General features: G+C 66.4%; 16 protein-coding genes and 1 riboswitch. Of the genes, 10 read left to right on the top strand and 6 right to left on the bottom strand.

Annotated elements, in window-relative coordinates; genetic code table 11:
* The 8 genes from VGU00_RS14685 to VGU00_RS14650 all read left to right on the top strand — a co-directional run bounded on the left by VGU00_RS14685 (window position 1) and on the right by VGU00_RS14650 (window position 8,608).
* Complete coding sequence (locus VGU00_RS14685) at window positions 1-1,230, top strand: acetyl-CoA acetyltransferase (protein WP_327469717.1); 1,230 nt, start codon at window positions 1-3, stop codon at window positions 1,228-1,230.
* A gap of 1 nt (window position 1,231) precedes the next feature.
* Entirely contained in the window at window positions 1,232-2,392 is a 1,161-nt protein-coding gene (locus VGU00_RS14680) for an acetyl-CoA C-acyltransferase (protein WP_327469715.1), read from the top strand.
* A gap of 51 nt (window positions 2,393-2,443) precedes the next feature.
* A riboswitch (cobalamin riboswitch) is annotated at window positions 2,444-2,662 on the top strand.
* Window positions 2,663-2,838: 176 nt separating this feature from the next.
* A complete protein-coding gene (locus VGU00_RS14675; protein WP_327469713.1) occupies window positions 2,839-4,692 on the top strand; it encodes a TonB-dependent receptor plug domain-containing protein in 1,854 nt (617 codons plus the stop codon).
* Complete coding sequence (gene cobO, locus VGU00_RS14670; RefSeq protein WP_327469711.1) at window positions 4,692-5,300, top strand: cob(I)yrinic acid a,c-diamide adenosyltransferase; 609 nt, start codon at window positions 4,692-4,694, stop codon at window positions 5,298-5,300. The genes VGU00_RS14675 and cobO overlap by 1 nt, the downstream gene beginning before the upstream one ends.
* The gene (locus VGU00_RS14665) at window positions 5,300-6,154 is read left to right on the top strand and encodes an ABC transporter substrate-binding protein (RefSeq protein ID WP_327469708.1); all 855 of its coding nucleotides are present in this window, start codon (window positions 5,300-5,302) and stop codon (window positions 6,152-6,154) included. Before cobO ends, VGU00_RS14665 begins: the two co-directional genes overlap by 1 nt.
* Entirely contained in the window at window positions 6,151-7,152 is a 1,002-nt protein-coding gene (locus tag VGU00_RS14660) for a FecCD family ABC transporter permease (RefSeq protein WP_136173854.1), read from the top strand. Before VGU00_RS14665 ends, VGU00_RS14660 begins: the two co-directional genes overlap by 4 nt.
* The gene (locus tag VGU00_RS14655; protein ID WP_327469703.1) at window positions 7,146-7,919 is read left to right on the top strand and encodes an ABC transporter ATP-binding protein; all 774 of its coding nucleotides are present in this window, start codon (window positions 7,146-7,148) and stop codon (window positions 7,917-7,919) included. Before VGU00_RS14660 ends, VGU00_RS14655 begins: the two co-directional genes overlap by 7 nt.
* Window positions 7,883-8,608 (top strand): hypothetical protein, encoded by a 726-nt coding sequence (locus VGU00_RS14650; RefSeq protein WP_327469701.1) that lies wholly within the window; start codon window positions 7,883-7,885, stop codon window positions 8,606-8,608. Before VGU00_RS14655 ends, VGU00_RS14650 begins: the two co-directional genes overlap by 37 nt.
* Here the strand turns inward: VGU00_RS14650 and VGU00_RS14645 are convergent.
* Complete coding sequence (locus VGU00_RS14645; protein ID WP_327469699.1) at window positions 8,605-9,615, bottom strand: cupin-like domain-containing protein; 1,011 nt, start codon at window positions 9,613-9,615, stop codon at window positions 8,605-8,607. The two genes, VGU00_RS14650 and VGU00_RS14645, sit on opposite strands and share 4 nt — an antisense overlap.
* Before the next feature lie 16 nt (window positions 9,616-9,631).
* On the bottom strand, window positions 9,632-12,193 hold the full coding sequence (locus tag VGU00_RS14640; protein WP_327469697.1) for a family 20 glycosylhydrolase: 2,562 nt from the start codon (window positions 12,191-12,193) through the stop codon (window positions 9,632-9,634).
* 94 nt (window positions 12,194-12,287) lie between these two features.
* On the opposite strand from VGU00_RS14640, the gene VGU00_RS14635 reads away from it, so the two are divergent.
* A complete protein-coding gene (locus VGU00_RS14635; RefSeq protein ID WP_327469695.1) occupies window positions 12,288-13,334 on the top strand; it encodes a glycosyl hydrolase family 18 protein in 1,047 nt (348 codons plus the stop codon).
* Between the two features lie 101 nt (window positions 13,335-13,435).
* A complete protein-coding gene (locus VGU00_RS14630) occupies window positions 13,436-14,173 on the top strand; it encodes a GntR family transcriptional regulator (protein WP_327469693.1) in 738 nt (245 codons plus the stop codon).
* Window positions 14,174-14,290: 117 nt separating this feature from the next.
* On the opposite strand, the gene VGU00_RS14625 is transcribed toward VGU00_RS14630, so the two are convergent.
* The 4 genes from VGU00_RS14625 to VGU00_RS14610 form a co-directional block, all read right to left on the bottom strand.
* Complete coding sequence (locus VGU00_RS14625; RefSeq protein ID WP_327469691.1) at window positions 14,291-15,778, bottom strand: tryptophan halogenase family protein; 1,488 nt, start codon at window positions 15,776-15,778, stop codon at window positions 14,291-14,293.
* Window positions 15,775-17,238, bottom strand: coding sequence for a tryptophan 7-halogenase (locus VGU00_RS14620; protein ID WP_327469689.1), 1,464 nt, complete (start codon window positions 17,236-17,238; stop codon window positions 15,775-15,777). The genes VGU00_RS14625 and VGU00_RS14620 overlap by 4 nt, the downstream gene beginning before the upstream one ends.
* Complete coding sequence (locus VGU00_RS14615; protein WP_327469687.1) at window positions 17,235-18,740, bottom strand: tryptophan halogenase family protein; 1,506 nt, start codon at window positions 18,738-18,740, stop codon at window positions 17,235-17,237. Before VGU00_RS14615 ends, VGU00_RS14620 begins: the two co-directional genes overlap by 4 nt.
* A gap of 72 nt (window positions 18,741-18,812) precedes the next feature.
* Window positions 18,813-21,953, bottom strand: a complete 3,141-nt coding sequence (locus VGU00_RS14610; RefSeq protein ID WP_327469685.1) for a TonB-dependent receptor — start codon at window positions 21,951-21,953, stop codon at window positions 18,813-18,815.
* Window positions 21,954-21,998 lie beyond the last annotated feature (45 nt).

Genomic DNA, 21,998 nt, shown 5'->3' with positions numbered 1-21,998 from the left:
ATGGCGAAAGACGTCTTCATCCTCGGCGGCGCGCAGAGCGATTTCTCGCGCAACCTCGAACGCGAGGGCGGCGGCTTGTTCGAACTGTTCCGCGACGTCGCCGAAGCGGCGTTCTTCGCCACGGGCATCGAACCCAAAGAGGTCGAGACCGCGCATGTCGGCAATTTCGTCGGCGAACTCTTCGCGGGACAGGGCCAGCTCGGCGGCTTCTTCGGCCATGTCCATCCCGACCTCGCGGGCATTCCCGCGTCGCGCCACGAGGCCGCCTGTGCGTCGGGCAGCATCGCGATCCTGGCCGCCGCCGCGGAGATCGAGGCCGAACGCTATGGTCTCGCGCTGGTGCTCGGCATCGAGCTGATGCGCAACGTCCCCGGCCAGCGTGCCGCCGAATATCTCGGCGCTGCGGCCTGGGCGGGCCGCGAGGCGCAGGAGGCGCGTTACCTGTGGCCGTACATGTTCGCGCGCGTCGCCGAGGAATATGACGAACGCTTCGGCCTCGACCGCGCGCATCTGCGTGGGATTTCCGCCAACAACTTCGCCAATGCGAAGAAGAACCCGTACTCGCAGACGCGCGGCTGGGCGATCACGGACGAGCATCTCGGCGAGAATGACGAGGTCAATCCGCTGATCGAAGGGAGCCTGCGCAAGTCCGATTGCGGGCAGGTCACCGACGGCGCCGCCGCGATCTTCCTCGCCTCGAGCGAAGTCGCCGAGGCCTGGGCCAAGCGCCGCGGGATTCCGCTGGAGAGCATCCCGCGCATCAAGGGCTGGGGCCATGCCACCGCGCCTTTGCTCTATTCGACCAAGGTCGCGGACAGCCGCGGCGGCGATTATGTCTTCCCGAGCGTGCGCAAGTCGATGATGGATGCGCTGCGCCGCGCGGGGATGCCCGATATCTACGCCTGCGACGGGGTCGAGGTGCATGATTGCTTCTCGATCACCGAATATATGGCGATCGATCATTTCGGGATCACCAAACCGGGCGAAAGCTGGCGTGCGGTCGAGGACGGGACGATTGCGCTGGGCGGCAAATTGCCGGTCAATCCATCGGGCGGCCTGATCGGGCTGGGACATCCCGTAGGTGCCACCGGGGTGCGGATGCTGCTTGACGGCTGGCGGCAAGTCACCGGAAACGCTGGCGATTATCAGGTCGAAGGCGCCCGCAACTTCGCGACCTTCAACGTCGGCGGCAGCGCAACGACCGCGGTTAGCTTCGTGGTCGGCGTCTGAGTTGCCGCATCCCGTCTATCTGTACGACGCCGTACGAACCCCGCGCGGCAAGGCGCGGCCCGACGGCGGGCTGGCGAACCTGAGCCCGCAGGAACTGGTACGGCAGCAGGCCGCCGCGCTGGCCGCACGCTGCGGCGAGATCGCTGCGACGCCCGAGGCCCTGATTCTGGGATGCGTGACGCAGGCCGGCACGCAGGGAGGGCATATCGCGCTGGTGTCGAAGCTGCACGCCGGCCTGCCCGACCAGACAGCCGCGCACAGCATCAACAATTATTGCGCATCGGGACTGTCGGCGATCGGCCAAGCGGTTGCGAAGGTCGCGAGCGGCGAAGCCACGCATATTCTGGCGGGCGGCGTCGAAGCGATGAGCGCGAGCCAGTTTTTGAGTGATCGCGCGGGTTTCTATACCAACGACGAACTGCCGCCGCGCGCGCGCTTCGTCCCGCCGGTGCTCGGCGCCGACCGGCTGGCGCATGCCGAGGGGATCACGCGCGCGGAGCTCGATGCGGTGGCACTCGGCTCGCAGCAGAAAGCGGCTGCGGCCGAAAACGACGCCGCGCTGCAGGCCTCGCGCATCGCGACCGGCGCGCTGGCGGGCGAGGAATGTATCCGGCCGCAAACGAGCGCGGAATCGCTTGCCGCCGCACCAGCGGCCTTTGGCGAACTGCAGGCGCAATATGCGGGCACGCTCGAAGGCGCGACCTTTGAGCCGTTGCACAGCATCGCGCACGCGCCGCCGATCTGCGACGGTGCGGGGCTGGCGCTGGTCGGCGGCGAAGGTCTGGGCATCGCGCCGCGCGCGCGCGTTGTCGCCTTTGCCGAAAGCGGCGGCGACCCCGCTGCCTCGCTAACTGCGGGGTTCGCGGCGATGGACAAGGTGCTGACGCGCGCCGGACTGACACTGGACGACATGGACCGGATCGAGTTCATGGAAGCTTTTGCCGTCACGATCGCCAAATTCCTGCGCGACCGCGACGCCGATCCGGCGCGGATCAACGTGAGCGGCGGGCATCTGGCCAAGGGGCATCCGATGGGGGCGAGCGGCGCGATCCTGACCTCGACCCTGCTCGACGCGCTCGATGCGTGCGGTGGCCGCTATGGCCTTGTCGTGCTGACCGGCGCGATGGGGGTTGGCGCGGCGATGGTGGTCGAGCGCCAATAGCCATTGCGCAAAAGCGGCATTCCGCTATGGGCGGCGCGTGCGGGGCTTGCCCCGCGCATGATCGCGCCGGTGCCCGGAAGGGCTTAAAACGGGAACGCGGTGAAGGGGTTCGTCCTGAACCCCCGAAGCCGAGGCTGTCCCTGCAACTGTAAGCGGCGAGCGAGATGCACCGGTCCGACGCGTTCGGATCAGCCACTGGGGTCACCTGGGAAGGCGTGCATCGAGCCCTGACCCGCGAGCCAGGAGACCTGCCGGCGTGGGTCGCTCAATGCCAAGGCTCAGGGAAAGGCCGCGGCACGGAGGTTTCCGTCGAGCGACGACCAAGCGGCTGGAGCCGCTTCGGTGCGGTGCCGCAGGCGTTACGCCACTTGCGACGCCGGCATCGGCCGGTCGCGCCCGCGCATCGGCAGGCTCCGCCTTCGTTGCCGGCGTGCGGGGGCCTACCCATGTTGAAATTCACGACCATTTCCTTGCTGGCATTGGCGGCGTCGCCCGCGCTGGCCGAAACGACCGATAGCGAGCGCGACGACATCGTCGTCACCGCATCAGGGATCGAGCAGCCGCGCGACGAGGTCGGACAGGCGATCACGGTCATCGACGCCGACACGATCGAAAAGCGCCAGACGGTCGATATCGTCGACCTGCTCGCGACGACGCCGGGCGTCCGCTTCAATCGCACGGGCAGCACCGGTTCGGTCGCGGGCATTTCGCTGCGCGGCGCGGAAACGACGCAGACTTTGGTGCTGATCGACGGGGTGAAGGTCAACGACCCGAGCGGCATCGGCGACGGATATGATTTCGGCCATCTGCTGACCGGCAATATCAACCGGATCGAAGTGCTGCGCGGGTCGAACTCGGTCGTGCACGGCAGCCAGGCGATCGGCGGTGTGGTGAGTCTGATGACCGCAACCCCGGCCGAAGGCTTTGCGGCGGGCGCCTCGGCCGAATATGGCTATAGCGATACGGTGAATGCCAAGGCCGATATATCGGGCACCGCCGGGGCGATTTCGGGCGGGATCGGCGGCGCCTATTTCCGCACCGACGGCATTTCGTCGGCGGCGGTCGGCACCGAGAAGGACGGATACAAGAATTTCGCCGGCAACGCGCGGCTGAAGATCGCGTTCGGCGATGCGCTGAGCCTCGACCTGCGCGGCTATTACATCAACGCCGACCTTGATTATGACAGCTTCTTCGGCGCGCCCGCCGACAGCGCCGACGTTGCCAAGCTCGACCAGTATGTCGGCTATGCGGGGCTCAACCTTGGCCTGTTCGACGGCAATTTCACCAGCCGCGCGGCGGTGACGTGGATGCGCAACGAGCGCGATTATTATTTCGTGCGCGGGACGGCGCCCGATTACGGCTATTCGGGCACCAATTTGCGTTTCGAATATCAGGGTGTCGTGACGCCGGCCAGCCAAGCGAAGCTGATCTTCGGTTATGAGCATGAACGCCCCGACTATGATTTCTTCGGCTTTGGATCGACCGACAGCCAGAAGGCCAATATCGACAGCGTCTATGCACTGGGGATCGTCCAGCCCTTTACCGGCCTGTCGCTGTCGGGCGGCGTCCGTCACGACGACCACAGCCAGTTCGGCGGCGCGACGACGTTCGGCGCCAACGCCAATTATTCGCCGAATGCGGGCGCGACCAATGTCCGGCTGAGCTATGGCGAGGGCTTCAAGGCGCCGTCGCTGTACCAGCTTTACGATGCATTCAGCGGCAATGCGGCGCTGCGTCCCGAACGGTCGAAAAGCTATGATATCGGCATCGACCAGAATCTGGCCGACGGCCGCGCGCTGATCTCGCTGACCGCATTCCTGCGCAACACCGACGACCAGATCAATTACGACAATGCGACCTTCACCTATGGCAATATCGATCGCACGCGCGCCAAGGGGATCGAGGCGACGCTGGCGCTGAAGCCCGTCGACGCGCTGAACGTCACCGCATCCTACAGCTATATCGACGCGCGTGACCGGTCGGGACCCCCCGCGTTCGACGGCAAACGCCTGCCGCGCCGCGCCGCGCATGCGGTCAGCCTGTCGGCCGATTATGACTGGTCGTTCGGCCTGTCGACCGGCGCGACGCTGACGCTGGTCGGCGACAGTTTCGACGATGCGGCAAACGCTGTGCCGATCGACGGCTATGCGCTCGCGGGCATTCGCGCGTCCTTCCCCGTGGGCGGCCATTTCGAGATTTATGGCCGCGTCGACAATCTGTTCAACGCCGATTATGCGACCGCGTTCAATTACGGCACCTATGGCCGCGCGGCCTATGGCGGCGTCCGGGCGCGCTTCTGATGAAGGCGCCCACCGACGCCGAACATACGGCGAAGATGAAGAAGATTCAGGCCGCGCAGAACAAGAAGGTCGCGACCAAGACGGTCGAAAAGGGGCTGGTGATCGTCCACACCGGCCCCGGCAAGGGCAAGACCTCCGCGGCGCTCGGCATGGCGGTGCGCGCGATCGGGCACGACATGAAGGTCGGGGTCGTGCAATTCGTGAAGGGCGCGATGACGACGGGCGAGAAAGCGGTGTTCGATCGCTTCCCCGACCTGATGGAATTCAAGCCGATGGGCGAAGGCTTTACCTGGAACACGCAGGACCGGACGCGCGACATCGCGGTCGCGCGCGAAGCGTGGGACGAGGTCAAGCGCATGATCGCCGATCCAAGCTATCAGATGGTGATCGCCGACGAGCTCAATATCGTGCTGCGGTACGACTATCTGCCGGTGGATGAGGTGCTGGCGGCGCTGGGTGCGAAACCGCATATGACGCATGTGATCATCACCGGGCGGAATGCGCCGCAGGAGTTGATCGACGCCGCCGACCTCGTCACCGAGATGGCGCAGGTGAAGCATCCGTTCCGCGAGCAGAATGTGAAGGCGCAGAAAGGGATCGAGTTCTGATGCGGCGGCGCGCGCTTGCGGCGGCAGCGGCGCTCCTCGGTGGCGCGGGGCTGCTCTGGGCGGCCTCCCCCGTCCCGCCCGCCAAGGCGCCCGCAGTGCCGCAGCGCATCGTGTCGATCAACCTCTGCGCCGACCAGCTCGTGCTCGCGCTCGCCGACCGGGGGCAGATCGCCGGGCTGACCAAAAACGCGACCGATATCGAAATGTCGGGCGAGGCGGCCAAAGCCGCAGGCATCCCGCTGCTCAGCAATTCGGCCGAGCAGATATTGGCGATCGAACCCGATCTGATCGTCGGCATGCCCGCGAGCCGCAGCGCGGCGCTGCGCGCGCTGCCGCGGCAGGATTATCCGCTGCTCGACCTCGCCACCGCGAACACGCTCGATGAAATCTACACCTCGATCCGCGAAACCGCGGCGGCGGTCGGCCATCCCGAGCGCGGCAGCGCGCTGATCGTGCGGATGCAGGGTGAACTGGCGGGATTGCCCAAGCCCGGTCGCGGCCGGGTCGCGGCCTATTATCAGCGGCGCGGCTATATGACCGGGACCGGAACGCTGATCGACGAATTGATGGGGCGTGTCGGGCTGGTCAACCTCGCGGGCAAGCTCGGCAAGCCGCCGCTGTCGCAATTGAGCCTTGAGGAAATGGTCGCGGCGGAGCCCGATTTCCTGATCGTCGAGAGCGCGACCGATGTCGTGACCGACCAGGGGAGCGAAATGCTGCACCATCCCGCGATCAAGGATATTCCGCGCATCAGCATCCCACAGGCATGGACCGTGTGCGGCAGCCCCGCCTACACACAGGCGGCGCGCAGCATGACCGCGCAGATCGCGCGCATCGACGGGGACCGATCATGAACCGCCTTGCCCTGCCCCGCTGGTCGCTGATCGCGGCGCTGCTGCTGCTGACGCTCGTCGCCGCGACCGGATCCCTGCTGTTCGGCGCGGTCGACCTGTCGGTCGCGCGGCTGATCGCGGCCGCGACGGGCGACGGCGACCGGGTGGCGTCGGTGATCCTGTTCGACCTTCGCCTGCCACGCACGATCCTCGCGCTCGGCGTCGGCGCGATCCTCGGGCTCGCGGGTGCGGCGCTGCAGGGCTATCTGCGCAATCCGCTTGCCGAACCGTCGGTGCTCGGAACGTCGAACGCCGCGGCACTCGGCGGCGTCGCGGCGCTCTATTTCGGGATCGCCGAACTCCATCCCGTCATGCTTCCCTTGCTCGCGACGGGCGGCGCGCTGCTGTCGCTCGCGCTGCTGTTCATCCTGTCGGGCAAGGCCGAAAGCCCGCTGACGCTGATCCTCGCGGGGATCGCGGTCGGTACGCTCGCGGTCGCGGGGACCAGCCTTGCGCTCAACCTGTCGCCCAACCCGTTTGCGGCGATGGAGATCATGACCTGGCTGCTCGGCAGCCTCGAGAACCGCTCGTTCGACCATGTGTGGATCGCACTGCCATGCATCGCGATCGGCGGGGCGATGCTGCTGTGGAACGGGCGCGCGCTCGATGCGTTGACGCTGGGCGAGGATGCCGCGCAGGCGCTGGGCACGGACCTTCGGCGAACAAGATTGCGGCTGCTGATCGGGACCGCGATCGGGGTCGGCGGCGCGGTTGCCGTGTCGGGATCGATCGGTTTCGTCGGACTCATCGTGCCGCATCTGATCCGGCCGCTGACCGATCGCAGCCCGTCGGCGATCCTGTTGCCCTCGGCCATCGGCGGCGCGGCGCTGCTGACGCTCGCCGACCTTGGCGTCCGGATCATCCCGACGACGAACGAGCTGAAGCTGGGGGTCGTGACCGCCTTTCTGGGGGTGCCGATCTTCCTCCTCCACCTGATGCGGGAGCGACGGATATGGTGAGCATCACGCTGAACGATATCGGCGTCGCGCTCGGGCGCCGACCCGTCGTGCACGGCGTGAGCGCGGCCTTTGGCGCGGGCACGCTGACCGGGATCGTCGGTCCCAATGGCGCGGGCAAGTCGACGCTGGCGCGCGCGATGCTCGCGCTGGTGCCCGCGAGCGGGCGCGCCGAGGTCGATGGGGTCGATGTGACGGCGATGCCGCGCGCCGAGCTGGCGCGGCGGATCGCCTATGTGCCGCAGGGGCAGACCTTGCACTGGCCGCTGACGGTCGAGCGGCTCGTCGGGCTGGGGCGGCTGCCGCACCTCGCCCCCATGTCGCGGATTTCGGATGGCGATACGGCGGCGATCGAGCGCGCGATGGCGCGCGCCGACGTGCTGGAGCTGCGCGACCGGATCGCGACCGAGCTGTCGGGCGGCGAGCGTGCGCGGGTGCTGTTCGCGCGCGCGCTGGCGGTCGAGGCGCCCGCGCTGATCGCCGACGAACCGCTCGCGAGCCTCGACCCCGGACACCAGATCGACGTGATGGACATGCTGCGCGCCGAGGCGGCGGTCGGCGGGCTGGTGATCGCGGTGCTGCACGACCTGACGCTCGCGGCGCGATATTGCGACCGGCTGCTGCTGATCGACGAAGGGCGGATCGTCGCCGACGGCACGCCTGCCGAGGTGCTGACCGCCGAGCGGCTGCGCGCGGTTTACGGGATCGATGCGGCGGTCGAGACCGGCGGCGAATGGCCGACGATCACCTTGTTCGGGCGCGCACGATGAAGGCAGCGGCGCAATTCGCCGAGCAAGGATATGCGGCCTTGCCGCTGTTCGATGCCGAGCAGGTCCGCGCCGCAGCGGGCGATATCGCCGAGCATATCGACCGGGTATCGCGGGCACTTTACCTGCCGTTCGAGCAGAGTTGCCCGGACGCACAGCTGAACGAGCGGATCGACCAAGTCTATGCGAAGGAGCGCAGCGTCGCGAATTTGTTGCGCGTCGCCGTCTGCACCGACGCGCATCGCGGCGAACGGCTGCAGGCGCTGGCGAATGATCCGCGGCTGGTCGGTGCCGCCGAAGAATTGAGCGGGCGGGCGCTGGCGGGCAAGATCGTGCGCGTGCGCGCGAGCATCGCCTGCTTTCCCGAACATCGCCACGCCTGGCACAGCGACGTCGCACGCGACGACGGCACCGGATGCGGCAAGGTGCTCGTCACCGCATGGATCCCGCTGGGCGATGCGGGACCGGCGAGCGGCGGGCTGGAGGTTGCAGCGAAGCGCCAGCCCGCGCCGCTCGCGAGCGAAGGTGACGATGGCTATGAAATTCCCGAATGGCGGCTCGCCGGACTGCCGCGCGTGCAGCCCACATGCCCGGCGGGGACGGCGCTTTTCCTCGATCGCTTTACGCCGCACCGCACGCTGCCCGCAAAGGCGACGCGCTTTGCGCTCGTCGTCTGGCTGAAGGCGGCCTAGCCGCTCCCGCCGCTGCGACAGAAGCCGACGACATAGTCGATGATCATCCGGTCGCGTTGTGGCGACGGCGGACCGAGCACGCCCTGCGCATGCGACGGCAGATGGTCGACCGCATGCGTCGCGCCCTCGCCGAAGACATAATGGTCGAACCAGCTTTTCCACGCGGCGCGCTCGGCATCGGGAAGCTCGCGGATCGAGTGCATCGCGAGCATCAGCGCGGCGAAGGGAAAGCGGTCCTGCCGCTGGCCGAACCAATAGTTCACGAGGACGTTCAGCGCCCCTTCGCTGCGCACATGATGCCACCACATCGGCGGCATATAGATGGCGTCGCCGGGCGTCAGATCGGCGACCAGCTTGTGGCGTTCGGCCTCGGTATAGAGGGGGTAGCGCGCATGATCGGGATGGTCGGGGTCGACCATGCTCGTCGGCTGGCCCGCGATCGTGCGTTCGACAGGGCCGACATAGAGGTTCGCGATCTGCTCGGGCGGGAACAGCGTGAAGCGCCGGCGGCCGGCGACGACGACCGCGATATTCGCCGCCATGTCGTAATGCGGCGCGATCCGGCTTGCATTGCCGACCCAGATACGCGGATCGACGCCGGTATCGAGCGGCAACGGATTTTCGACGGCGAAGGTCGCGACACTTTCGGGCGTCGGGGTCGACCCGGCGTAGAGGCTGGGCGCATCGGTGGTGCCGCGCAGCGCGACGAGACGTTCGACGAGCGTCGCCATCGGCATTTTTTCGCTGCGAAAATTCACGCCGCGCATGTCGTCCGAATAGAAATAGCGGCCGCCGGTTTCGGGCGGGCCGACGAGCACGGTGAGTGGCCTGCCGCCATCGCGCGCTGCGAGATAGGCGGCGATCTCTTCGTCACCGTCGCGCGCGGCGGCAACGGCGGGCCAGTCCTTCGCGATGCCGCGAATGACCGCAGGGCGATCACCCGCCGCGACCACGCGCGCGATTGCGGCGCGGTCGCTCCCGGCGATTTCTTCGAGGCTGGCGTCCACTTCGTCTCCCCTGCCCTCAGCGGGCCGGTTCGACCCGAACCGTCCGGCTGGCGCGCTTGCCGTCGGCGGAACGGCTGCGCAGCTCCGCCGCGCCGCCGACGGCGACGGGTCCGGCATAGCGCGTCCACGCGCCGCCCTCGACCCGATATTCGATCGCGGTGCCGGGGAACATGCTGTTCGCTTCGAGCTTGCCGTTCGCGATACGCACGCCCGGCGGCGCGACGCGATAGGCGACGCCGATCTTTTCCAGCATCGGGAGCTGTGCGGTGACGCGCCCCGCGAAATCCTGCCAGCCGGTTTTCAGCTTCGCCGCGTCGACCCGGCGGTCGCCCCATTCATAGCTGGCGCCCGCCTGATAGACGGGGGTCCAGGGTGCGGGCGCCCAGGCGCGTTCGGCGAGCGCAAGCAGGCGCGGGAACAGCATATAATCGACCTGCGCGTCGGTGCGGATCGTCTCGCTCCAGAGCTGCGCCTGCAACCCTGCGACGCGGTGGCCGGGTGCGAGGACGGGCTTGTCCTCGATCGCCTTGCCCTCGGCATGGATGTTGCGGATCGTCGCGGCATTGGCGGGCAGATTGTCGGGCATGAAGCCATAGACCTGATACGGATCGACGCCGCGCGAGGCCCAGTCATAACCGCCCTCGTCGGGATGCGGCGCATAGGGCATGTCGAAATAGCCGAGGTCGGGGATCGACAGCACGACGTCCCAGCCGCGGTTCAGCTGGTCGTGCCCCTCGCGGATCGCGCCGGTGTGCAGCACGCCCCAGATATTGGTCTGCACCATGTGCGGCGCCTTGGGCATCGCCGCGGTTTCGGTGTGACCCATGCCGTCGCTCCAGCCGCCGGTGCGCAGGCCCTTGGCCGCAAGGCTGGCAGTCACGCGCTCGATGAAGCGCGGGGTGAGCTTGCCCGCATCGCCGCCATTCTCGGCGATCATCGCCTTGCACGCCGGCGATTTGATCCACGCGCCCGCGGTCTCGTCGGCGCCGAGGTGGAAGGTTTTGAGCGGCGCACCCGCCTGTTTGTGCATCGCGGCGAGCGCATCGACGACGGTATCGACGAAGCGATAGGTCGCGGGAATGCAGACGTTGAGCGTGTTGTCGCTGTAATTCTGGATGCTGCGATATTCGGTCGTGTCGGCGGGGTCGATCAGGCGATATGCGTCGGCCTCGGCCTTTTTGCCCGCCGCGGTCAGGCGCGCGTGGCGGACCTCCATCGCCTTGATCGCGGCGCGGCTGTGGCCGGGCATGTCGATCGACGGGATCACCTCAATCTGCCGCACTGTCGCCGCCCGAACGATCGCGACATAGTCGGCGGCCGTCAGATAGCCGTTAACGCCGCCCGTGCCGTCGGGACCGGCGCCGAGCTGCGGCAGGATACACGTCTGCTCCGAAGGATCGTGACAGCGTTTCGAGCCGATTTCGGCAAGTTCGGGGAGCGCCGGAATCTCGATCCGCCAGCCTTCGTCCTCGGCGAGATGGAGGTGGAGCTTGTTGAGCTTGTAAGCCGCCATCGCCTCGACGAGCTTCAAAATCTCGTCGCGGCTGTGGAAGTTGCGGCCGAGGTCGATATGGAGACCGCGGAAGCCATATTCGGGCGCATCCTCGACGCGCAGCGGGGTCAGCCTGCCCTTTTCGAACGCCGCCTGCTGCGCGAGCGAGCGCAGGGCGTGGCTCGCGCCGGCGGCATCGTGCGCGGTGATCGCGATCCCCGATGCCTTGGCGTCGAGGACATAACCCTCGGGCTTTGCCACCGCCGCCGGGTCGATACGGATCGCGAGCGGCAATGCGCCTTCGGGCGCGCCGAGCGCTGCCAACGCGGGCGCGACCGCGCTGCGCTCGACCCCGTTCAGCGTCAGCGCGACGCCGCGGGTGAGGTCGACCGGCTTGCCCTTGCCCTGCGCCGCCTTGGCGGGCTTCGGCAGGATGACGACCCCCTTCGCCTCGGGCGCGAGGCGGTCCGCCTGCACGGCGAAGGCGCGCTCGACGGTCAGCCAACGCGTCTTGTCGGCATCGCTCTTGGTCGCGAGCTTCGCCTCGTCGGTCATCGGCGCGACGAAAGGCAAGGTTTCGAGACCGGTGTCGGGATCGATCACCGCGCGGGTCGCCGCGATCGTGCGGGGTTCGAGCCCGTCGGCGACCAGATAGGCGTTGGGCATGCCGAACGCCTTCGAGAAGTTCGAGCCGACGCCCCACAGCTTGATTTCATGCGTCGAACCGGGGCGCAGCGTGGCACCGGGTTTCAGCGTCAGTTGCTGGACGTCGCCGTTGATCAGCCGATGCGTGAAGATATCGCTTTCGACGAGCGGCAGCCGATTGACGAAGCTGAAATAGAGCGCGAGCCCCTTGGGCACATCGGCGGGCAGCGTTTCGGGCACGGTCAGCGTGATCGTCGTAAGGAAACAGCCTTCGATCCCCGCCGGACAGGTCGGGCCGTTGTCGACCATCGTAAGGCGGTAGCCGAGCGTATCGGCGAGGCGGTCGAGCGACGCCTGCGACGGCACCTGCGCTACAACCGCCTGCGGCGCGGCAAGTGCCGCTATCGCCATCGTGATCCACCCCGCAGCCCGCATACCCATTCTCCCGCTCGACAATTTGTATCTAATTTGTCATGCAGTCGGCGGCGGGTCAACGCCTTTCAGATGGGACGGAATTGAAAGGAAAATCGGCAAAATGACAGATATTCGTATTTTTCGCCTCATTACCGCAATCCTGATTGGTTTTACATTAGTATTGTCGTCGGCAACGCACGCGGTCGAACCGCGACGCCCGATTGTGGTCGGCTATCTCGCGGCGTTCAAGGGGCTCGACCTGTCGATCGCGCGCACCGACCTTCCCTCTTTCACCCATTTCAACCTGTCCTTTGCCAATCCCGATGCCGACGGGCGCTTCGTCCGTGACGGGCGGATGACGTGCATGGGCGACGAGACGGGCGCCAACCTGTCGGTCGAGGCGCTGCGGGCAACGGTGGCGCGGCTGCAAGCGAGCGGCGCCAAGGTGCTGATCTCGACCGCGGGCGGCGTCATTCCCGGCTGCTCGGGCGACTGGAAAGCGCTGCTCGCCCCCGAACGCCGCGCCGCGACGGTCGCCGCGCTGGTCGAACTCGCCGACACGCTGGGACTCGACGGTGTCGATATCGACATCGAAGGGCAATTGCTCACCGAGATCGATCGCGCCGGCGACTATACGCCCTTCATCGCCGCGCTGTCGGGGGCCATGAAGGCGCGCGACAAACTGCTGACCTGCGCCACGGCATCCTATGAGGGCGGGATGATACCCGTCGGCTCGATCCCTTATTTCGATCTGGTCAACATCATGTCCTACGACGCGATCGGGCCGAGCTGGGGCGAGGCGGGCGCCGAACACAGCAGCTATGCGATGGCGGTGCGCGACCTCGACCTGTGGCTTTCGCGCGGGGTCGCGCGCGAGCGACTCATTCTCGGCGTGCCCTTTTACGGCTATGGCTTCGGTGGCGAAAAGGCGAATTGGTCCTATCGCGACCTCGTGGCCGCACATGGCCTAAATGCGACCAAAACCGATGTGATCGGCGATCGGTGCGCCGGGTGCCGCTATATTACGCACAACAGCCCGGCGACAATCGAAAGCAAGGCGCGCCTTGCCGCCGAAAAGGCCGGCGGCGTGATGGTTTGGGAGCTGTCTCAGGACAGCCCCGACCACGCGCTGACGAAGGCGATCGGACAAGGGATTTCACGCGAATAATTCGCAACAAGCTTGACGTAAGGATACCAATGCAACACATGCTGCGCTAAGGCTGGTCTTATCGACCGGCTTTGCCGGGGCCATCGGGTGGAGCATCGTCCTTGTCATTGATCGAACGCGTGGGTCCGCTCCAGAAAGACGACCCGACACCGCTTTACCTCCAGCTCCAGAAAATCCTGCGCGACGCGATCGAGGGACAGGTCGTGAAGGCCGAGGAAGCGATCCCGACCGAGCGCGACCTCGCCGAAGAATTCGACGTGTCGCGCATCACGGTGCGCAAGGCGATCGACGGGCTGGTCGGCGACGGCATCGTCACGCGCCGCCGCGGCGCAGGCACCTTCGTCACCCGGCCGCGCGTCGAGAAAAGCTTTTCGAAGCTCACCTCCTTTTCGGAAGACATGGTCTCGCGCGGACGCAAGCCCCACAGCAAATGGGTGAGCAAGACGGCTGGCGCGGTAACGCCCGAAGAGGCGCTGTCGCTCGGCCTCTCGCCGGGGTCGCTCGTCTATCGCTTCCACCGCATCCGCTACGCCGACGACACGTCGATGGCGCTCGAGGTCGCGACGATCCCCGCATATTGCCTGCCGTCGGTCGAGGCCGTCGGCGCGTCGCTTTACGAGGCGCTGGAGGCGGCGGGACATTTGCCCGTCCGCGCGCTCCAGCGGCTGCGCGCGATCGCGGCAACCGCCGAGCAGGCCGAAATGCTGGAGATCGAACCCGGCACGCCCGGCCTGTTCATCGAACGGCGCGGTTTCCTGGCCGATGGGCGCACCGCCGAATTCACCCAAAGCTTCTATCGCGGCGACGCCTATGACGTTGTGGCCGAGCTGAACGGCTGAGCCGGACGACTCAAGATCATCACCGTGTCCCCGCGAAGGCGGGGATCCATCTCCGGTTGGCGCAAGATAACGCGATCGGGTGATGGGCTCCCGCCTTCGCGGGAGCACAGCGGCAAATTAGTTCAACCTTCGTAGAAATTCGATGTGCGGCGGCAGCTCGGCGAGCTGTTCGGCGACGCGGCCGCGCAGCGTTGCGAGGCGCGCGGCGAGTTCGGCATCGGAGAGACCATCGGCGATCGGGTGCCAGCTTTGCGGCCGCACCCCCTGCCCCATCAGGACGGCGTACCAGTTCGTCGGACCGAACAGATCGCCGGGTTCGAAGAGGATATTGCCCGTCGCGCGGAACGCCTCGATCCGCTCGGCGAGCGTATCGGGGATGCCCGCCGCCGCGACGTCGCGCCAGAAGGGCGTATCGTCGCGGCCCGCCAGCGCATAATGCGCGATCACGAAATCGCGGATGGTCCGATATTCGTGCAGCGCGTCGCGATTGAAGCGCGCGACGACATTGGGGTCGATCGCATCGCGCGGCAGCAACGACAGCAGCCGGATGATCGTCGTCTGGATCAGATGGATCGACGTCGATTCCAGCGGTTCGAGGAAACCGCCGGCGAGCCCGATCGCGACGCAATTGCGGCTCCAGATCGCCTTACGATGCCCTGCAACGAAGCGCAGCCGGTTGGCGTCGGCGAGCGGCGCACCGGGCAGGCGCGAACGCAGCAGCGCCTCGGCCTCGTCATGGGAATGATGCGCGCTCGAATAGACATAGCCGTTGCCGTCGCGGTGCTGGAGCGGGATGCGCCATTGCCATCCCGCCTCGCGCGCGGTCGAACGCGTGAAGGGCGACGGGTCGCCCTCGCCCTCCGACGGCATTGCGACCGCGCTGTCGCACGGCAGCCAGTGGCTCCATTGTTCGTAACCCGTTGCCAGCGCGCCTTCGATGAGGAGGCCCCGAAAGCCCGAGCAGTCGACGAAAAGATCGCCGTCGACGATGCGACCATCCTCCAGCGCGAGCGAAGTAATAAAGCCATCCTCGCCATCGAGGCGGACGTCGGCGACCTTGCCCTCGATCCGCACGACGCCCTTGTCCTCGGCATAGGCGCGCAGGAAACGGGCATAGGCGGCGGCGTCGAAATGGACCGCATGATGGACCGGGCCATGGCGCGTCGCGGGCGCGAAGCGCCCTTCGCGCGCGGCCATCGTTTCGAGATTATAGGGACCATGATCGGCATCGCCGCCCGCGGCGAGATGGCGCAGCCAATAGTGGTGGAAATGGATCCCCGACATCTCGATGCCGAGATAGCCGAAGGGATGGAAATAACGGTGGCCTGCCCCGCCCCAGCCTTCGAACTCGATGCCTAGCTTGATCGTTCCATGGGTTGCGCGGAGGAATTCGGCCTGGTCGAGCCGCAGGTAGCGGTTGAATTCGTGGATCGGCGGCACGGTCGCCTCGCCCACGCCGACGGTGCCGATCGCTTCGGATTCGACAAGCTTGATGCTGTGTGATGGCCCCGACAGCGCGCGTCCGAGGGCCGCTGCGGTCATCCAGCCCGCGCTGCCGCCGCCGACGATGACGATGCGCCGTACCGGGCGCCGGCGCGCGCTCATCCGCGGACGCGCCGCAGCGCGTCGGCGTGCGTTTCCATTGCACGGACGTCGCTCGCGACGGCGCGCAGCTGGTGCTGGAATTCGGCCATCAGCTCCTGATCCCCGGTCAACAATGCCTGCGGGTCGAAACTGCGCGGGGTGACGCCATGCCCGGCCATGACGAGCGCCCAGCTGTCCTCGACATGCGCCTCGTGACTATAGTGCGCGAACATGCCGCGCGCGGCGAACAGGTTGATCTTCGACGCAAGTTCGGCGGAGATCGGCGCGGAACGCGCAGCATCCCAGAAAGGCTCGCCGGCGCGGGCGTTCAGGCGGAAATGCTGCGCGGTGAAATCGGCGACACGCGCCCTGGTTCCGGCGAGTTCCTGATTGTAGATATCGGCCTCGGGCATCGCGGCGCGGTCGATGGGCCAGAGCAGGACAAGCTGCGCGATCGCAAGCTGGAGGAGCAGTAGCTCGGCGCCATCGAGCAGCGGGGCATCGCCGGCCGCGGGGCCAATCGCGACGACATTGCCGCTCCACAGACGCGGGCGCAGGGCGCCGGCGACGGCGACCGGCGGTGCGGCCTCGACCGGGCGCCCGAGCGCTGCCGCGAGCGCGGCGGGCGCCTCGGCGTCGGACAATGATGCGCTGTCGTAGGCGAATTCGATAGCGGTGCGGTTCGCGAGCGGGATCAGCGTGATCCACCCGGCAGGATGCGCGGCGACGCGGCTGTAGAGTGGCAGCGGATCGAAGGCGGGCGCCGAGGCACGGACGATGCGATCGCAGAAGCCGGGGCGCGCTTCCGCGCCGCCGTCGACTGCGGCGATCAGCGCGCCGTCGGTGTCGATGAACAGGTCGGCGCCGAGCTGCTCGCCATCGGCAAGGTCGATGCGGTCGAGGGCCGCTCCGCCCCGCTGCGCGACGGCGCCCGCGCCCGCGATGATGCGGATATCCGCCTGCTCGCACGCGGCGCGCAGCAGCTTCGCATATCCGGCGGCGTCGAGATGCCAGCCCCGCTTCACCGCCTGCCGCGTCGCGCTGTCGCGCGGGTCGCCGGTACATCCCTGCTTGGCGGCGGCGGCGGCAAGGCAGAAATCCTCCAGCGCGACGCGGAGCCCCGCGGCGCGCGCGCGCGTCCAGTGCTGGACGAAAGGCAGCGAGGCAAAGGCGCTGCCCGCGTCGCCATAGGCATGGAGGAAGGCGTGATCGCCACCCGACCAGCCGGCGAATTGCTGGCCCATGCCGATCGTCGCGGCGGCGTGGCGGACGAGCATGGCGTCGTCGATACCGAGCAGGCGGTGGAAGGTCGCAAGATCGGGCGGCGCGACCAGCGCCGCGTGGGGGGCAGGCGCATCGCCGGTATCGACCCAGATCACATCGGTGCCGAGCCGGGAATAGGCGCGGCCTATGGCAAGCGCCGCCATCGCCGCCGCAATCCCGCCGCCGAAAACAACGACCCGCTGCACCGAACCGGTCATGGCGCCGGTGCCGGGCAATAGCGCGCGATGAAATCGGCGTGCGACGGAACCGTCGCCGCCGCGTCGGCGATCGTCGCCGCAAGGTTCGATAGCCGCTCCTCGACCGTCGCTGCGGGCAGCACGTCGGCGAGGCGGTCGGCGGCGAGCGGCTCGATCCCCTGCCCGACGAATACGGCCTGCCAGCTCGGCGGACCGAACAGCCCGTCGCGATAGGCCTCGATATAGCCGCGATGGCGGAAGCGCTCGATCTTGCCCGCGAGCGTATCGGGCAGGTCGATCGTAGTCACCCGCTCCCACAGCGGCGCATCGGGCTCGTTCGCGATATAATGGAGGATCAGGAAGTCGCGGATCCGGTCATATTCGACGTCCATCACGCGGTTGAATTCGGCGGGCAAAGCCGGGTCGATCACGCGTTCGGCGGGCATCAGCGTCAGCATGTGCATGATCGCCATCTGGACGAGATAGATGCTGGTCGATTCGAGCGGTTCGAGAAAACCGCCCGCGAGCCCCATCGCGACGCAGTTCTTCGCCCAGGCCGCCTCGCGCTTGCCCGCCTTGAAGCGCAGCACGCGCGGGTCGGCGAGCGCCTCGCCGTCGAGGTTGGCGAGCAGGGTCGCCGCCGCCTCGTCGTCCGAGATGTCGGCGCTCGAATAGACATAGCCGTTGCCGGTGCGGTGCTGGAGCGGGATGCGCCATTGCCATCCGGCCTTGCGCCGCGTCGAGCGCGTATAGGGCGTGAAGTCGGCCGATCGCACTGACGGCACCGCCTGCGCGCTGTCGCACGGCAGCCAGTGCGACCAATCCTCGAGATCGACGCCCAGCGTCCCGCCGAGCAGCAGCGAGCGGAAACCCGAGCAGTCGACGAACATGTCGCCCGCGATGCGGGTGCCCGATGCCAGCTTGACCGCCGCGACGTCGCCGCTTTCGCCATCCTGCTCGACCTCGACGATGCGGCCCTCGACGCGTTCGATCCCGCGCGCCTCGGCCCAGCCGCGCAGATAGCGCGCGTAGAGGAAGGCATCGAGATGATAGGCATAGGCAAAGGCGCTGCGCACGTCGTTCGCGTCGCCGTTCGGCAGCATGAAGCGGTTCTGGAGCGCGGTGACGATCGGGAAACAATAGTCGAAGAGCGATGCCGCGGTGCCGGCGCGGTTCGCGCGGATCCAGTAGCTGAAGAAATCGGCCTCGCCGATCGGACGGCCGAAGGTGCCGAAGGGGTGGATATAGCGGACACCCTCGGCGCCCCAGTTCACGAACTCGATGCCGAGCTTGAAGCTCGCCTGCGTCGCCTTCATGAACTCGACTTCGTCGAGCCCGAGGAAGTCGTTGAAATCCTTCATCTGTGGGAGCGTCGCTTCGCCGACGCCGACCGTCCCGATCTCTTCGGACTCGACAAGGCGAACGCTAAAACGCGCCGGGTCGAGCTTGGCAGCGCACGCCGCGGCGCACATCCACCCCGCGGTCCCGCCGCCGACGATCACCAGTTCGAATTTATCCCCCATGGCGGGTCCAGCTTAGCGCGGAAGAAAGAGGGCGCCAGTCCGATTTGACACGGCTGACGCCCCTTCCCCCTTTTAGAAATTGAGCCGCACACCAAGCTGGTAACGGCGATCGTTCTTGAACCAGGCATTGGGTTTCAGCGTCCCCGCCGAATCCACCTGCTGGTAGAGGACCGTGTCGGTGCCGAGCAGGTTCGTCCCTTCGAGCACGAGCTCGATATTGGCGGCGGCCCGCAAGCGGATCGACGCATCCATGAACGCCGTATCCTTTTGCCAGATCGGCAGGCCGACGCAGCAATCGATGGCGGTCACCAGATATTTCGAACGCCAGTTATAGGCCACGCGCGCCGACAATATGCCCTTTTCATACATGCCGACGAGATTGTAGCTGTGCTTCGAAATGCCTTCGAGCGCATTGGGTTTGACCGCCGACGTATCGTAGCTGATCCCGCCGCCCGACGTCCCGGCGCCGGTTTCGTTAGTCAGGTTGCTCGTCTCGATCCCGTTGTTCTTCACATAGGTGTAGTTGGCCTGCACCCCGAAACCGTCGAACGGCGCCGGCAGGAAGTCGAAGAAGGTCTGGAACGCCACTTCGGCGCCGTAGATGCTCGCGCCCTTGCCATTGAACGGCCGCGAGACACGCACCTCCTCGGTCACACCATTGTTGGTGATGTCGAGAAGGAAGCTGCCCGACTGGATATAATCGTGGAACTTCTTGTAGAAACCCGTCGCGGTGAACGAACTCGACTGCCCGAAATAATATTCGAACGTCAGGTCGAACTGGTCCGCCGTGATCGGTTTGAGCCCCGGATTGCCCGACTGGCCGGTATATTGCCAGTCATAGGCGATCGCATTGCCCTGTGCGTCGCGCGTGACATTGTCGTCCGAAAAATCGTTGAGGTTCGGCGTCAGGCGATTGACTGTCAGGAAGTTGCGAAGCAGCCCGAAATCGGGCCGCGACATCGCCCGCGAATATGCGAAACGCGATACCAGCTTGTCGGTCAGGTCGAACTTGACGTTGAGGCTGGGCAAGGCGTGGAAATGATTGACCTTGGTCGTATCCGCAACGGTCGCGCCATTGCTGAAATCAATCTCTTGCTGGGTCACGACGCAGCCCGACGACGCGGTCGGCCGCGGCGGCGGCCCGGGATCGGTTCCGCGCGTACAGGTCAGCCCCGCCGGCGTGAACGGCACGGGCAGAGTCGTCGCGCCGACCGTATCGTTGCGCGTCCAGATCAGGCGGACGCCGATATTGCCCGAAACGGGAATGCCACCGATCGTCAGGCTGTCGCCGCCGAATTTCGCCATCGCATAGGTCGCGACCGTGCGTTCGCTGACCTTGTGGATTTCGCTGGGCAGGTAACAGCCATAGGATTTTTCGACGGCTTCGCCGGCGCGATAGCCGGCGCCCGAACAGACCGGATAATAATCGCCCACTCCGATCGACGGGCGGCCCAGCGCCGCCGCGAGTTGTTCGCGGTTCTGCAGCATATCCATGTTGAAGAAGGCGAAGCTGTTGTGGTTGATCCGGTTGCCGTCGAAAAAGCCGCCGTCGAACGTGTGCAGCTGATTGCTGCCGGCGGGATAGACCGGCCGGTCGATGTTGAAATAGGGCGCCTGCGTAAAGGTCCAGGTGTTCGAGATATTGGCCCAGTTATAGGCGCCCCAGCGCACCGTCTGGTCCCGATCCGAATAGCGCGCGCCGACCTTGATCGCGTCGAGCCAGCCTGAATCGACGTCATATTCGACGTCGGCGCGGAAGGCGACTTCCTTGCCGTCGCTGTCCTCGGTGTGGTCGGTGACGGCGTAGTAGAAATAATTGTTGGGGTTGTTGAGCCCGCCGTTCGACAGGTTGATATTCTCCGCCTGGTTCGGCAGGAATTCGAGCCGCGGATATTTGCCGGTCAGGTCGACGAAGGTGTCGGCGAAGGTGCGCGCGGTCACCGATGCGTTATAGTTGCTCACGCTCGCGTCGACATATTGGGCGTCGAGCGTCACGCGCACCCGGTCGGCGACGTCCCAGCGGAAATTGACGCCGAAGTCCTGCGTGATCTGCTTGTTGCGAAGCGCATTGGCGGCGGTGTCGACCTGCGGCGCACGCTGCTGCGGGACGCAGCCTTCCCAGCCGTAGCAGCGATTGAAGAAGGCTTCGCCATCCTCGTTGACGCCGAGCCCGAGATTGTCGTTGCCTTCGCCGACATAGGGGCGCGGCGCCGACCACCAGCCGCTGAGGAAATTGCCGTCGTCGTCGAAGGTGAACGGCGCCCGGCCGGTCCCCGGCGCGACCAAAGTCGGGTCGGTGACCAGATAGTCGCTGGGCTGGCCATAGATGCTGAACGCGCTCGAATAGAGCGCATATTCGCGCCAGCTATTGTTATATTGCGACCGGTTATATTGCGCGGTCAATTCCATGTCGCCGTCGTTCGACTGCCACTGGAACGCGCCCGCAACGCCATAACGTTTCCGGTCATATTCATTGTCGCGCATGAAGATGCCGCTCGGGATATATTGCTTGCCCGGCCCGAACACGCCGTCGAAGATCGCCATGCGATCGAACTGGACGCCCTGGCTCGCGGTGATCGAATGCGCGTAGGCGCCGTTGATCAGCAGGCCGATCTCGCCGATCCCCGTCTGCCAGCGGTTCGACAGGATGCCCGAGATTTCGGGCGTCGATTTCTTGGCGATGTCGCCATAGGTGTTCTTGATCGAGAAAGAGATCAGCCGGCCATCCGAATTGAACGGCAGGCGGGTTCGCAGGTTGACCGTACCGGCGATACCGCCTTCGATCATCTCGGCGGTCTGGTTCTTGTAGGTGTCGATGCCGCCGAGCAATTCGGGGGAAATATCCTGCCAGCTGAGCCCGCGCGACGAATTGGCGCTGAACGTGTCGCGGCCGTTGAATTCGGGACGCACCTGGCTGAGGCCGCGGACGATGATGCCCGAAGGCTCGGCCGAGAAATGCGCGGTATCGTCGGTACCCGCGAAGCGGATGACCGTGATGCCGGGAACGCGCTGCAACGCTTCAGCGACCGACTTGTCGGGGAAGGAGCCGATGTCTTCGGCCGTGATCGAATCAACGACCGTATCGGCGTTGCGTTTGCGATTCTGCGCCGATTCAAGATTCTTGCGAATACCCATGACGATGATGTCATTGGGATTTCCCTCGCTTGCCTCAGCCGGAGCGGCAGCTTCCTGCGCCGCGGCGGGAAGGATCATTGCGCTCGCAAGTGCCGTTCCGCAAATACCGTGAAGCAGACCGCG

This window comes from Sphingopyxis sp., from assembly GCF_035944815.1.
In the GTDB taxonomy this organism is placed as follows: domain Bacteria; phylum Pseudomonadota; class Alphaproteobacteria; order Sphingomonadales; family Sphingomonadaceae; genus Sphingopyxis.
This window is presented reverse-complemented; position numbering and strand designations above follow the sequence as displayed.